Raw genomic sequence first — 14,149 nt, forward strand, 5'->3', positions numbered from 1 at the left:
TGAGGAACATCATGGACCGGCTGGAGCTGACCGAACTCGCCGTCCTGCTGCGCGATGCCGCGGGCGGGGACGAGGGGACCGTCCTGGACGAGAGCACCCTGGACGTCTCCTTCATGGACCTGGGCTACGACTCCCTGGCGCTGTTGCAGGTCACCGGCGTCGTCGAGCGCGACCACGACCTGATGCTCGACGAGGACGCGCTGGCCGAGGCGCAGACGCCGCGCCAGTACCTCGACCTCGTCAACGACGCGCTGGCCGCGCGCGCCGCGGCTTGACCGGCGACGCGGTGCGCTCCGGACACCCCCTCCCCGAGGGCCGGCTCGACGAGGTCGCCGACGGCGTCCACGCCTACGTGCAGCCCGACGGCGGCTGGTGCCTGAACAACGCCGGGCTCCTCGTCGCCGACGGCGCGTGCCTCCTGATCGACACGGTGGCCACCGAGGCGCGGGCCCGCAGGCTCAGGGAACACGTCCTGCGCGTGTCGGGGCTGCCGCCGCGGTTCCTCGTCAACACGCATTTCCACGGCGACCACACCTTCGGCAACTTCGTGTTCCCCGAGGCCACGGTCGTCGGCCACGAGCGGGCCCGCGTGGAGGCCGCCGCGGCCGGGACCCATCTGACGGGCCTGTGGCCCGACGTGTGCTGGGGCGATCTGGAGATCGTCGTACCCACCGTCACCTACCGCGACCGGATGGACCTGCACGTGGGCGCCCGGCACGCCCGGCTGCTGCACCCGGGGCCCGCCCACACCACCGGCGACACCGTCGTCTGGCTGCCCGCACAGCGGGTGCTGTTCGCCGGTGACCTGGTGATGGCGGGCGCCACCCCGTTCTGCCCGATGGGCTCCGTGTCGGGGTCGCTGGCGGCCCTCGCGCAGCTGCGCGCCCTGGGCGCCGACACCGTCGTGCCCGGCCACGGCCCGGTCGGCGGCCCCGAACTCCTCGACGTCAACGAAGGCTACCTGCGCCGCCTCCAGCGCCTCGCCGCCGACGGCATCGCGGCCGGACTCACCCCGCTGGAGACCGCCCGGGAGGCCGGGCCAGGACCGTACGCGCAGCTGCTGGACGCGGAGCGCCTCGTGCCGAACCTGCACCGCGCCTACGCCGAAGCGCTCGGCGCGGCGCCCGGCGACCCGCTGGACATCCCCGCGCTCTTCCGCGAGATGGCCGAACACCACGGCGGCCTGCCGGCCTGCCACGCCTGAGCGGCCGGCCCCGGAGCCTGTCCGCCGGACGGCCCCGGGGGCCGGCGCTAGGCCGCCTGCGCCTCCACCGTCAGGGTGAGGTCGTCGCGGGTCACCAGGCGGGAGAGGGCGCGCCACTTGCCGCGGGAGCGGATCAGCACGTCCTCCATCACACACACCCGCGACACCCTCGACTCGCCGCCGCGCGGCGTCGCGTAGACCAGGGCGTAGGCCCGGGTGCGCACCGTCCCGTCGGCCTGCGGCTGCACGTCGAGCATGCCGATCCAGTGCCGCAACTGCTCGCCGGTGCGCTCCTGCTGCTCCCGGTTGCGGCGCACGTTCGCGGCGAGCGAGGCGCGGCCGCGTACCGGTTCGTCGAGGGTGGGGACGACGAAGACCGCGTCCTCGGTGAACGTGCCCGCCCAGCGTTCGGCGTCGTGCTGGTCGAAGAGCTGCATCTGGTGCGCGTAGAACTGCTGGATCGTCGCGTGCAGCGCGCCGAACCCCTCCTGCGTGGAGGCGGGTTCGACAGCTGTCAGTACCTCGGTGGCCATGCCCGTCCCTTTCCTTCGTCACCGGTCCGTTGTTGCACCGGTCCCCGACACTCTCTGTGGCGCCGATCGAGCGCCCTTCGAACATTCCTCAAGCGCCCCGGCGGACGGTGAGTCCGTCCAGTGGCCCACGCCACGCAGCCGGAGCCGGAGGAGAACGAGCGTTGCCGAACTTCGCCCACCCAGACTTCCCCGTCGACGGACTGCTGCGGCGCGCCGCCCGGCGGAACCCGGACGGGGTCGCGATCCGTACCGCGGCCCGGTCGGTCGGTTTCGCCGAGCTCGACGCGTGGGCCGACCGGATCGCCGCCTACCTGAGCCAGGAACTCGGCGGCGCGGCGGGCGCCCGGGTCGGTGTCGCGAGCGTCCTCGACCCGGTCTTCGCCGCCGCCTACTACGGCACCGCCCGCAGCGGCGCCACGGTCGTCCTGGTCAACCCGCTGATCAGCGAGGACGGCCTGCGCCACGTCCTCGCCTCGGCCCAGGTGGAGATCGCCCTCGTGCCCGCGGCCACCGCCGGGCAGCTCGCCAAGATGCGCGGCGACCTGCCCGCGCTGCGCGCGATCGTCGTCACGGACGCCGCCGACGGCGTGGTGCCCGCCGGTACCGTGCCCCTGCACCAGGCCCTGGCCGGGGTACGGGCCCCGCGCGCAGGCACACCGGCCGACCCGGGCGCCGTCGCCTGCGTGCAGTTCACCACCGGGACGACCGGCCGCCCCAAGGGCGTGCTCCTGACCCACCGCAACCTGGTCGCCAACGCCAAGCAGACCGCCCTCGCACACCGGCTGGACGCCGGCTCGGTCACCCTCAACCACCTGCCGCTCTACCACGTGATGCACCTCAACTCCGGTATGTACGCCGGAGCCCGCCAGGTGCTGTGCCAGGACCCCGACCCGGTCGCGTCCCTCGTTGCCGCCGCAGAGGCGGGCGCCACCCACTACTACGGTCTGCCCGCCCGGCTGCACGCCCTGGCCAGGGACGGACGCCTCACCAAAGCGGTCCGCCCCGGGCCGCGGCTGACCGCCGTGCTGTCCGGCGGTTCGGCGCTCGCCCCGCAGGTGGCGAGCGCGCTGCGCGAACGGCTCGGCGTGCCCGTCATCCAGGGCTACGGCATGGCCGAGCTCTCCCCGCTCACCCACTGCCAGCAGCCCGACCACTACCGCCCCGGCATGGTCGGCGACGTGGTGCCCGGTACCGAGTGCCGGCTCGTCGACCTGACCACGCGCCGCCCCGTCGACGTCTGGGCGACCGGCGAGGTCCAGGTCAGAGGGCCGCAGGTGATGGCCGGGTATCTCGAAGGCGGGCACGAGGAGAGGATCGACGCGGACGGCTGGTTCTCCACCGGCGACGTCGGCTACCTCGACGACGACGGCGCCCTGCGGCTGGTGGACCGGCTCGCCGACGTCTTCAAGCACGACAACGAGATCGTCGCGCCCAGCCGGGTCGAGCAAGTCATCCGCGAGGACCCGCGCGTCGCCGACTGCATCGTGGCCGACTGGCCCGACGCCGAGCACGGCGCGGTGGTCTGGGCGGGCATCATCCTGACCGACGGCGCCGCGGCCGACGCCCACACGGCCGGGAACGACCTGGTGGGCCTCGGCATCCTCGACGTCCTCGACTCGATCACCACGCGCGCCAACGAACACCTCGCCTCCTTCGAGCGGATCCGGTTCACGGAGGCCATCGACGCGGTACCGCGCACCCGCACCGGAAAACCCGAACGGCGTTCCGTGCGCGCGCAGTTGAGACACCGGGCCGCCGCATGACCGGCCCCGCCCCCGCGACCCGCAACCGACCCTGGAGCACACCATGGTGAACCCCGCCGGCCGGTCCGCCGAGCCCACCCCTTCGGCCCAGGTGCTGGTCGTCGGCGCGGGCCCGGTCGGGCTGACCGCAGCCCACGAACTCGCGCGCCGCGGCCTTCGCGTGCGGCTGATCGACGCCGCACCGGGACCCGCCCGCACCAGCCGCGCCGTCGCCACGCACCCCCGCACCCTGGAGACGTACGACCAGATGGGCATCGTCGACGACGTGCTGCCCCGGGGACGGCGCAACCGGGCGTTCACCATGTACGCCGGTGGTCGGCGCCGGGTCCGCCTGCGCGCCGACTACGCGACGATGCCCACCCGCTACCCGTTCACCCTGGTCATCGAGCAGACCGAGACCGAGGCCGTGCTGCGCTCGGCGGTGGCCCGGCTCGGGGTCCGCGTCGAATGGGGAGTACGCCTCGCGGAACTGTCGCAGAACGCGGGGGAGGTGCGCGCACGCCTGGTGCACGCGGACAGCCGCGAGGAGACCTGCACGACGTCCTGGCTGGTGGGCTGCGACGGCGGCCACAGCACCGTACGCAAACAGCTCGGCCTCGAACTCGTCGGCGAGAGCAGCGAGACGTGGATGCTCGCGGACGTCCCGGTCGAGACCGAGGTGGAACCCGACAGCATCTACTGGGCGCACACCGACGGGCAGGCCCTGATGATGGTGCCCTTCGCCCGCGACGGGCACTGGCGCATCCTCGACACCGTGCCCACCGCCGGCGCGGACCTGCCGGGCCGCGCGGAGGAGCTGCTCGCCGCCAAGCTCAGCGCGGGCCTCGGCCACCGGGTACGGATCGGCGAGGCGTCCTGGACGTCCGTCTTCACCTTCCAGCAGCGGATGGTCGAGCGCATGCAGGACGGCCGCGTCCTCGTGGCCGGTGACGCCGCGCACGTGCACAGCCCCGCCTCAGGACAGGGCATGAACACCGGCATCCAGGAGGCGTACAACCTCGCCTGGAAGCTCGCCATGGTCGAACAGGGCCACGCCGGGCAGGAGTTGCTGGAGACGTACAGCGAGGAGCGGGTCCCCGTCGGCGCCGCCCTGCTCGGCTCCACGAGCACCGCCACCACCCTGGTGCAGCTGAAGAACGCGCTCGCGGGCGTGGTCCTGCCGATCGCACTGCGCGTCGTGAACACGGTGCGGCCGCTGCGCAGGGCCGTGCAGCGCAAGGTGCTGGGCGGCATGTCGGGGCTGAAGATCGGGTACGCGGCCTCGTCGCTGACCACCCCGGACACCGACCGGTTCGGCTACCTCGCGGACGCCGGATCCGTCCTGATGAGCGCCCGGACCCCGGCCCCGGTCCCCGGCCCGGGCGGCCGTGTCACCGCCGTCGCGACGCCGGACCAACCCGACCCCGCCTTCCGTGCCTTCCGGGCCGAACTGCGCGACCCGCGCTGGACGTTGCTGCTCGCCGCGGGCGGTGAGGGGCCGGGCGACGTCCCCGTCGGCGTCGCCGTCACCGCGGCCGCCCAGTACGGCGAGTGGCTGTCGGTCAGGACCGTCGGCGGCGCCGGTTCCGACGGGCCCGCACCGCTCGCCGACCCGGACCGGCGGCTGCGCACCGCGCTCGGCCTGCCGCCCGGCGCCTGGGTCCTCGTACGCCCCGACGGCTATGTCGCGGCCCGCGGCTCCCTGCTGACCCGGCCGTCCCTGCGCCGGGCCCTGGCCCCGCTGGTGCCGCCGGCACCGCTCGCCGACGCGGCACGGCGTGAGCCGGGACTCGCCCTGCGCGCCGCCACCCACCACCTCGAGGAGCACTGACATGTCTGCCACCCACCCCGTCGCCCTGGTGACCGGAGCCACGAGCGGCATCGGCCTGGAGTCGGTCCGGCAGCTGGCCCGCGCCGGGCACCGGGTCTTCCTGTGCGCCCGCACGGCCCAGGACGTCAAGCAGACCGTGGAGGATCTGCGCGCGGAGGGCCTCGAAGTCGCCGGAGAGGCGGCGGACGTGCGCTCCCGCGAGTCCGTGGCCGCCCTCGTGGCCGCGGCCGTGGAGACGTACGGACCGGTCAACGTGCTCGTCAACAACGCCGGGCGCAGCGGCGGCGGGGTCACCGCCGACCTCACCGACGAGCTCTGGTACGACGTCATCGACACCAACCTCAACAGCGTGTTCCTGGTGACGCGCGAGGTGCTCCGCAACGGCGGCCTCGCCGACGCCGCGTACGGCCGGATCATCAACATCGCCTCCACCGCGGGCAAGCAGGGCGTCCTGCTCGGCGCCCCCTACAGCGCCTCGAAGCACGGCGTCGTCGGCTTCACCAAGGCGCTCGGCCGGGAGCTCGCCCCCCGCGGCATCACCGTCAACGCGGTCTGCCCCGGCTACGTGGAGACGCCCATGGCCCAGCGCGTGCGCCAGGGGTACGCGGCCGCCTGGGAGACCACGGAGGAGGAGGTACAGACGCAGTTCGAGGCGAAGATCCCGCTCGGCCGCTACTCCACGCCCGAGGAGGTGGCCGCCCTCGTCGCCTACCTGGCCTCCGGGCCCGCGGCCTCGATCACCGCGCAGGCGCTCAACGTCTGCGGCGGCCTGGGCAACTACTGACCTCCGTCAAGGAAACGAGGAAGACGTGAACGTGGTGACGAGCGAGCGCGTGCACCGCACGGTGCACTCCGTCGAGGTGGACGCGGGACCCGGGGTCGTCTACGGGCTGATCTCGGACGCGGTGCAGTGGCCGCTGTACTTCCCGCCGAACGTGCACGTGGAACGGCTGGAGTTCGACGGGACACACGAACGCCTGCGGATGTGGGCCCTCGCCAACGGCGAGGTCCGGTCATGGATCTCGCACCGGGAGCAGGACCCCCGGACGCGGCGGATCGAGTTCCACCAGACCCGGCCGCAGGCGCCGGTGCAGACCATGCACGGGACCTGGATCGTCGAGGAACGGCCCGGCGGCGCCAGCCTGCTGACCCTGCTGCACGACTTCACCGTCCCCGGCGACCGCCCCGAGGACGTGGCGTGGGTGGAGAGCGCCTGCGACAGCAACTCCCGCGCCGAACTGGACAACATCAAGCGGCTCGCGGAGCGCTGGACGCGCCTGGACGAGCTGGTCCTGTCCTTCGAGGACTCCGTACGGGTCAAGGGGCCGGCCGAGCTGGTCTACGACTTCCTGTACCGGGTGGGCGACTGGCCCGACCTGATCCCGCACGTCTCCCGCGTGGACCTGACCGAGGAGAGCCCCGGCGTCCAGACCATGTCCATGGACACACTGACGGCCGACGGCAGCAGGCACACCACTGAATCGGTGCGGGTCTGCTTCCCGCACGCCGGACGCATCGTCTACAAGCAGACGGCCACGCCGGCGCTGATGGAGGCGCACACGGGCGAATGGTCGGTCGTACCCGACGAGACGGGCGTGACGGTCTACTCGCAGCACAGCGTGGTGCTGCGCGAGGAGGCGGTCACCCGGGTCCTGGGCCCGGCCGCCGACCTGACCACGGCCCGCCGGTACGTGCGCCAGGCGCTCGGCCGCAACTCCACCGCCACCATGGAACTGGCCAGGGCGCACGCGGAGTCGGCGATCCGCGTGCTGTGACATCCCGCGCTCCGGTCGCGCTCGAGCCGTAGCGACCAGGCTGGTGACGCCGGTGGTACCGGCCTGGTCACGGACGACGACACGGCGGAAGGGCGGAACCAGACATGCACACGGACACCACCGAGCCTCGGGACCGGATCGCGCAGTACCTCTCCCGTTTCTTCCCGGTGCACGCCCTCGACGACGACGCCGACATCTTCGAACTCGGCTTCGTCTCGTCGGTGTTCACGATGCAGCTCGTCGCCTTCGTCGAGCAGGAGTTCGGCATCACCGTCGGGAACGAGGATCTGGACCTCGACCACTTCCGCTCCATCAGCGCCCTCGACGCCTTCGTCCTGCGCAAGCTCTCCGCCTCCCTGGCGGGTTAGGCCGGGCCATGTCCCGACGGTCCGGTTCGACGAACTTCAAGGATGCGCAGATGTCCCAGTGGCTGGAGCGGCCCGTGCCCACCTCGACCGTATGGCGCTACCCCACGCCCGCCGCGCGGCCCGCCCGCGGCGCCACGCGCACCCCCGAGCCGGTCGCGATCGTCGGCATCGGCTGCCGGCTGCCGGGCGGCATCGACACCCCAGGAGCCCTGTGGCAGGGCCTGCTCGACGGCGTCACCACGGTCGGCGAGGTGCCCGCGGGCCGGTGGCACGCCCCGCCCTCCGGTACGGCGGCCGCCCGCAGCGGCGCCTTCCTCGACGACATCACCGGGTTCGACGCGGGCCTGTTCGGCATCCCGCCCGACGAGGCCCGGTGGATGGGCCCCGCGCGGCGCATCGCCCTGGAGACCGCCTGGGCCGCGCTGGAGGACGCCCGGGTCGTCCACGACGCCCTCGCCCAGGGGCGTACCGGAGTCTTCATGGGCACCACGGCGCGAGCCGTCCCCACCGACATCGCGCGCGCCCTCGGCCGCGACGGCCGGCCGCTCGCCGTCGCCACGGCCTGCGGCTCCTCGCTCACCGCCGCCCACCTGGCCGTCCGCGCCCTGCGCGACGGCGCGGTGGACCTGGCGCTCGCGGGCGGCGTCCACGTGCTGCTCGGCCCGCACGCCGCCGGGCCCGTACGCGGCGAGGGCTGTGGCGTCCTCGTGCTGCGCCGCCTGACCGACGCGCTCGCCGCCGGCGACCGCGTCTACGCCGTGATCCGCGGCAGCGCCGTCGCCGCCGCCCCCGGCGGCCGGGCGGACGTGATGCGCGCCGCCTGGGCCGACGCCGGCGTCGACCCAGGACACGTCTCCTACGCCGAGACCCACGGCGGCGACGGATCCCCCGACGACCCCGCCGAGACCGAGGCCCTCGGCACCGTCTTCACCGGCGCCCGCACCGCAGCGGTGCGCGTCGGCTCCGCCACGGCCAACTTCGGCCACCTGGAAGCCGCCGCCGGAGTCGTCGCCCTGATGAAGACCGCGCTCGCCCTGCACCACGGCGAACTCCCCGCCACCCGCGCCCCACGCGCCGACGCCGGGGCGCACCGCCTCCACGTCGTCACCGAGCGCACGCCATGGCCGGGCGGGGGCCGCCGCTACGCGGCCGTCGGCGGCATCGGCCCCGACGGCGCCGACGCCCAGGTGGCGCTGGAGGAACCACCGCACCGGCGACGGCTGTTCGTGCCGCTCGCCGCGGACAGCGCGGCCGGCCTGCGCACCGCCGCCGACGAGCTCACCGGCCGCATCCGCGCGGGCGGCGCCTGGTACGCGCCCGAACTCCTCGGCCGCGCCACCGGCGGGCACCGCACGGTCGCCGCCGTCGGCCACGCCGGTGAACTGGCCGACGCGCTGCGCACCGGCCTCGCCGCACCCACCGGCCCGGACCGCGCCGTGCGGCCGGACGCGCTCGCCCTCTGTTTCTCCGGCCGCGGCTCGCAGTGGCTCGGCATGGGGCGCGACCTGCTCGGCGAACCCGCGTTCCGGGCCGCCCTCGACGCGTGCGACGCGGCCCTGCGGCCGTTCACCGGCTGGTCGGTCACCGCGGAACTCCTCGCGGACCGGGCCACGTCCCGCCTGGCGCGCGCCGACGTCGTCCAGCCCGTCCTGTTCGCCCTCCAGACGGCCCTCGCCCGCACCCTGGGCGCCTGGGGCGTCGAGCCCACCGTCGTCCTCGGGCAGGGCACGGGCGAGGTGGCCGCCGCCGTCTTCGCGGGCGCGCTGGCGCTCACCGACGGCGCCCGCCTGATCGCCGCCAGGTCCCGGCCCGCACCGGAGGCGGCCGAAGCCCTGGACGCCCTGCGGCCCCGCCCCACCACCGTGCCGTTCTGGTCGACCGTCACCGGCGGCTACGTCGACGGCACGGACCTCGACGCCGCCTACTGGACCCGCGCCCCGCGCACCCACCCCCGCCTGGCCGAGGCCGCCCGCGCGCTCGGCGACCGGCGGCGCCTGCGCGTCGTCGAGATCACGCCGCACCCGGTGGCGGGCCACGCGCTGCGACGCGGCCTCGACTCCCTCGGCGGCGACCAGCCGGACGTCCTGAGCACCGGCCACCGCGACCGGCCCGCCCGCCGGGCCCTGGAGGACGTCGCCGCCGCGCTGTGGTGCGACGGGTCCGACGTGGACTGGGGCGCCGTCACCGGCCGTCGCCGCCGCGCCGCTTCGGCCCCGGTCGCCCTCACCGTCTCGGGCCGCACCGCGCGGGCCCGCGCCGAGAACGCGGCCCGGCTCGCCGGCCGGCTCGACGGCACCCCCGACGCCGGCCTGCCCGACGTGGCGTACACCGCCGCCCGGCACCGCCCCCACCTGGAGCACCGGGCGAGCGTCGTGGCCGCCTCGTCGGCGGAGGCGGCGGCGGCCCTGCGCGCCCTGGCCAACGACCGCGCCCACCCCGCCCTCGTCGCGGGTGCGGCCGCCGCGAGAGAGGACCTCGCCCTGCTCTTCACCGGCGAGGGCAGCCAGCACACCGGCATGGGCAGGGAGCTGTACGCCGCGTTCCCCGCGTTCCGGCGGGCGCTGGACGAGGCGTGCGCCGCGCTCGACCCCCACCTGCGGCTGCCGCTGGTCGCGGTGTTGTTCGCCGCGCAGGACGGCCCGGACGCGGCGCTGGTCCACGAGACGGAGTTCGCGCAGCCGGCGCTGTTCGCGGTCGAGGTGGCGCTGTACCGCCTCTGGCGGTCCTGGGGCGTGGTGCCGGCCGCGGTGGCCGGGCACGGGGTGGGCGAGGTGGCGGCGGCGCACGCGGCGGGAGTGCTGGAACTGGCCGACGCGGCGCGCCTGGTGGCGGCGCGGGGCCGGCTGATGCAGGCGTGCGAGCCGGGCGGGGCGATGGCCGCCGTCCTGGCCTCGGAGTCCGACACCATCGAGGTGCTGACGCGCATCGGCGGCCGGGTGTCGGTCGCCGCGGTGAACGGAGCGGAGACCGTGGTCAGCGGCGACGCGGACGCGGTCGAGACGGTACTGGCCTGGTGCGTGGGGGAGGGGCGCCGGGTGCGGCGGCTGACGGCGCCGCGCGCGTTCCACTCCCCGCACATGGACGCGATGCTGGGGGAGTTCGCACGGGCCGTGGCGGAGTGCGCGTTCCACGCGCCGTCGATCCCGTGGGTGTCCACGGTGACGGGCCGCACCGGGACGGCCGGTGAGGTGTCGGACCCGGCGTACTGGATGCGGCAGGCGCGCGGCCCCGTGCGGTTCGCGGACGCGGTGCGCACCCTGGAACGCTCGGGGGTGGGCCGCTACGTGGAGTGCGGTCCCGCCGAGGTGCTGACCACGATGGGCGCGTCCTGCGTGCGAGAGCCCGCGGTGTTCGTGGCGTCGCAGGGCACCGCGCGCGAGCCGGACGGACCCACGGCTGAAGTGCGCTCCATGGTCAGGGCGTTGGGCACGCTGCACGTGGCCGGGCAGGACATCGGCTGGGAGCGGGTCTTCGGCACCGGCGTCCCGGTCGATCTGCCGACCTACGCCTTCCAGCGCCGCTCGAGTGACCGTCCAGCTCCGGTCGTGACAGTGGTGCTGCCGTGCAACTCCGGCAAAGCTGTTCTTTACGGCAAGGAGAACCGTATGACTGACACTCCGAAGAGCAACCGCGGCGACAACGCGGACGCGGACCCGGTACGCGCCAAATTCAAAGAGGCACTGGAGCGCAAGTCGCAGGTCTCACGCGCCAAGCAGGCGCACGAAGAGGGCCGCGCGAAGGTCAAGAACATGGGCAACCCCGCAGGTCAGAAACGTAACTTCCGCCGTAAGACCGGCTGACCGGAGCCCGGACGCCGCGACACCCCGACCACGGGGTGCCGCGGCTTTTTCGTGTGCCGAAGAGCGCCGCGCAGGACCCGTCAGCGCCGATCGAGACCGCTCGAGAAACGACGGAGAAACGCCTCCGGCGCGTCGGAGCCCCGCCGCAGGAACACCGGAGGATGTGTCGAGAGCACCTCCACCCGGGCTCAAGGAGAGGCGTTCAGGGTCTGGGTACGGGTGCGCACGCTGCGCCCCGTACCGCGACGAGGGAGCTGACCACCGCCGCCATGACCATCACCGCCGAGAACATCCACCCCCCGGGCGCGCCGTTCGGACGGACGGAGGCGGACGCCCGCGCGCGGGCCGCGCGGCTCGAGGCGCTGCTGGGCGACCCGTACGACCCGGGCAACCCCCACGGCCTGCGGGCGCTGTTCGCCGCGGACGACCGGGGCGAACCGCCCGCCGAGACCGAGGCACTGCTCGCCGGGGCGGGGTTCGGCGCCGAGCTCGTGCCCGCCGCCCACGGCGGCCTGCTCACCCGGGCCGACCTGCTGGCGCGCGCCCTGCGCCCCGTCTTCCGGCGCGACGTCGCGCTCGGCTTCGGCTACGGGATCACGTCCCTGTTCGCCGCGGGCGCCGTCTGGACCGCGGGCACCGCACGCCAGCGCCAGGACGTCGCCGACCTGCTGCTCGGCGGCGGGCGTGCGACGATCCTGCACCACGAACTCGCACACGCCAACGCGATCCTGCGCCACGAGTTCAGCGCCCGCCGCACCGCGGGCGGCTACCGGCTCGACGGCCGCAAAGACGTCATCATCAACGCCGCGCGCGCCGACCTCCGGGTCGTCTACGCACGCACCGACACCGCCCGCGGACCGCGCAGCCACTCCGTGCTGCTCCTCGACCCCGCCCGGGACGGGGCCGGCCACGTGCGGCACCTGCCGCGCGTCGCGATGCCCGGCATGCGCGGGGCGCTCTTCTCCGGCCTGGAGTTCACCGACTGCCCCGTCCCCGCCACGGCGCTGGTCGGCGCCGAGGGCGACGGAGTGGGCGTCGCGCTCCGGGTGTTCCAGGTCAACCGGAGCGTGATCTGCGGCGTCGTCACCTCGGCCGTCGGCACCGTGCTGCACTCGGCCGTGCGGGCCACGACCGACGGCCGTACGGGGCCCGTGGCCAAGCGCTGGCACAAGCCGCTCACCGGCGTCTTCGCCGACCTGCTGGCCTGCGACGCCATGGCCACGATCGTCCTGCGGGCCCTGTCGCTGCTGCCCACGCAGGCCCATCTCTACGCCGCCGCCGTCAAGTACGTCGTGCCCGACCTGCTCCGCGAGGACCTGGAGGAACTGGCCGCGGTCCTCGGTGCCCGCGGCTACGACCACGCCGACCCCGCGTACGGGGCGCTCGACAAGCTCGTCCGCGATCTGCCCGTGGCCGGACTCGGCCATGCCGGCAGCGCCTCCTGCCAGGCGGTGCTCGTGCCCCAGCTGCGCGGCCTCGCCGAACGGTCCTGGTTCGCCGAGGAGGAGCCACCGCCCGAGCTGTTCCGGTCCGGCAGCGACCTGCCCGACCTGGAGCACGGGCTGCTCGGCATCGCAGGCGGCGGCGACTTCATGGCCGCCTCGCTCGTCGGCAGCGCCGCCCGGCTCGGCCCCGCGCGGGGCGGCCGAGGCGCCCTCGGAGCCCTCGCCGGGCTCGCCGAGGCCTTCGTCACCGAACTGCGCGCCCTGCGCGAGCAGTGCCGGCGCCTGCCGACCTCCGGCGCCGCCCTCGCCGACCCCGCGGTGGCCGTGCTCAGCGACCGCTACGCCGGAGTCGTCGGCGCCGCCGGGGTCCTCGGCTTCTGGGAGCAGCAGGACGGCAGCGACCCGTTCCTCGCCGACCCGGCCTGGGCCGTCCTCGCCCTGACCCGGCTCGCCGGCCGGCACGGGGTCCCGGCGCCCGACCTGCCCGACGGCGTCCAGGAGCAGGTGCTCGACGAACTCCTCCGCCGCTACCGGGAGGGCCGCAGCTGCGACCTCGACGCGGTCTCCTACGCGCCGTGACCCGCCGGCACCACGCTCCAGGGAAGGAAGGCCCCTTGACGACCCTCACCCCCACCGACGGCGCGGAACGCATCAGCGCGCCGGTCCACGTCAGCGGCCCCGGCGCCCCCTGGCACCGGGTGCGCGAGGCCATGGACCGCTACGGCAACGCCGTCGTCCACACCACCTGGGGCGAATGGCTCACCGCCGCCCTCGCGGAGCCCGCCCTGCGCCCGCTGCTCGGCCGCGACTGGCAGCGCTACCGCCGCACCGCCGACCCCACCGTCCGCTACCGCTTCGTCGCCTCCCGCCTCGCCACCAAGTACACGGCCGCCGCCGCCCTGCAGACCGACCCGGTGGAGCTCGACCTCGCGTACAAGATCGGCGGCCGCCCGTACCTGCGCGGCCTCGACCAGATCGACGTCAGCCTCACCCACACCGACGACCTGATCGCGGTCGGTGTCAGCCGCGACGGGCGCATCGGTGTCGACGCCGAACCGGCCGACCGCCGGATGTCGTACGACCTGCTGAGCGGGCATGTCCTCACCCCGGCCGAACGCGCCGCCCTCGACCACCTGGACGACGCCGGGCGCACCGCGGCCATGCTGCGCGTCTGGACCCTGAAGGAGGCCTACACCAAGGCGCTGGGGCAGGGCCTGCGGCTCGGCTTCACCGAGTTCGGCTTCGGGGTGGACAGCGGTGACCTGCTCGCCCCGGACGGCAGCCCCGCCGCCCGCGGCGAATGGGCCTTCGCCACGCACCGCGTCCTCGGCCGCTACGTGCTCAGCGTGGCCCGCCACGACGCGGGCCTGGACAGCTCCCGCGACACGGCGGCCCGCACCATGCTCGACGAGGGGTTCATGGGCGCCGTCAGCGAACTCCTGGACTGACGC

Annotated in this window: 11 protein-coding genes; 10 read left to right on the forward strand and 1 reads right to left on the reverse strand. The window is 74.8% G+C overall.

From position 1 onward, the window contains the following. Nucleotides 1-11: 11 nt before the first annotated feature. A complete protein-coding gene (locus ACZ45E_RS20715; protein WP_468222522.1) occupies nucleotides 12-275 on the forward strand; it encodes an acyl carrier protein in 264 nt (87 codons plus the stop codon). Nucleotides 276-286: 11 nt separating this feature from the next. Continuing rightward, nucleotides 287-1,204, forward strand: a complete 918-nt coding sequence (locus ACZ45E_RS20720) for an MBL fold metallo-hydrolase (RefSeq protein ID WP_468222524.1) — start codon at nucleotides 287-289, stop codon at nucleotides 1,202-1,204. A gap of 47 nt (nucleotides 1,205-1,251) precedes the next feature. Here ACZ45E_RS20720 and ACZ45E_RS20725 read toward each other — a convergent pair whose 3' ends face one another. Continuing rightward, the gene (locus tag ACZ45E_RS20725) at nucleotides 1,252-1,737 is read right to left on the reverse strand and encodes a nuclear transport factor 2 family protein (RefSeq protein ID WP_468222526.1); all 486 of its coding nucleotides are present in this window, start codon (nucleotides 1,735-1,737) and stop codon (nucleotides 1,252-1,254) included. Between the two features lie 161 nt (nucleotides 1,738-1,898). Between ACZ45E_RS20725 and ACZ45E_RS20730 the strand changes: the two genes are divergently transcribed. The 8 genes from ACZ45E_RS20730 (at nucleotide 1,899) to ACZ45E_RS20765 (ending at nucleotide 14,146) form a co-directional block, all read left to right on the forward strand. After that, the gene (locus ACZ45E_RS20730) at nucleotides 1,899-3,500 is read left to right on the forward strand and encodes a class I adenylate-forming enzyme family protein (RefSeq protein WP_468222527.1); all 1,602 of its coding nucleotides are present in this window, start codon (nucleotides 1,899-1,901) and stop codon (nucleotides 3,498-3,500) included. Between the two features lie 43 nt (nucleotides 3,501-3,543). Continuing rightward, on the forward strand, nucleotides 3,544-5,310 hold the full coding sequence (locus ACZ45E_RS20735) for an FAD-dependent oxidoreductase (protein WP_468222529.1): 1,767 nt from the start codon (nucleotides 3,544-3,546) through the stop codon (nucleotides 5,308-5,310). A gap of 1 nt (nucleotide 5,311) precedes the next feature. Continuing rightward, the gene (fabG, locus tag ACZ45E_RS20740; RefSeq protein WP_468222530.1) at nucleotides 5,312-6,094 is read left to right on the forward strand and encodes a 3-oxoacyl-ACP reductase FabG; all 783 of its coding nucleotides are present in this window, start codon (nucleotides 5,312-5,314) and stop codon (nucleotides 6,092-6,094) included. A 34-nt stretch (nucleotides 6,095-6,128) separates the two neighbouring features. Beyond that, nucleotides 6,129-7,085: an aromatase/cyclase gene (locus ACZ45E_RS20745; RefSeq protein WP_468222601.1), complete on the forward strand. Its 957-nt coding sequence runs from the start codon at nucleotides 6,129-6,131 to the stop codon at nucleotides 7,083-7,085. Between the two features lie 104 nt (nucleotides 7,086-7,189). Then, nucleotides 7,190-7,453 carry a phosphopantetheine-binding protein gene (locus tag ACZ45E_RS20750; protein WP_468222532.1) on the forward strand — a complete coding sequence of 88 codons (264 nt, stop codon included), beginning with the start codon at nucleotides 7,190-7,192 and terminating at the stop codon, nucleotides 7,451-7,453. 50 nt (nucleotides 7,454-7,503) lie between these two features. Continuing rightward, nucleotides 7,504-11,253: a DUF5302 family protein gene (locus ACZ45E_RS20755; RefSeq protein ID WP_468222533.1), complete on the forward strand. Its 3,750-nt coding sequence runs from the start codon at nucleotides 7,504-7,506 to the stop codon at nucleotides 11,251-11,253. 269 nt (nucleotides 11,254-11,522) lie between these two features. Then, nucleotides 11,523-13,277, forward strand: a complete 1,755-nt coding sequence (locus ACZ45E_RS20760; RefSeq protein WP_468222535.1) for an acyl-CoA dehydrogenase — start codon at nucleotides 11,523-11,525, stop codon at nucleotides 13,275-13,277. Nucleotides 13,278-13,312: 35 nt separating this feature from the next. Next, nucleotides 13,313-14,146 carry a 4'-phosphopantetheinyl transferase family protein gene (locus ACZ45E_RS20765; RefSeq protein ID WP_468222536.1) on the forward strand — a complete coding sequence of 278 codons (834 nt, stop codon included), beginning with the start codon at nucleotides 13,313-13,315 and terminating at the stop codon, nucleotides 14,144-14,146. Nucleotides 14,147-14,149 lie beyond the last annotated feature (3 nt).

It is taken from the genome of Streptomyces sp. NPDC030991 (assembly GCF_055571235.1).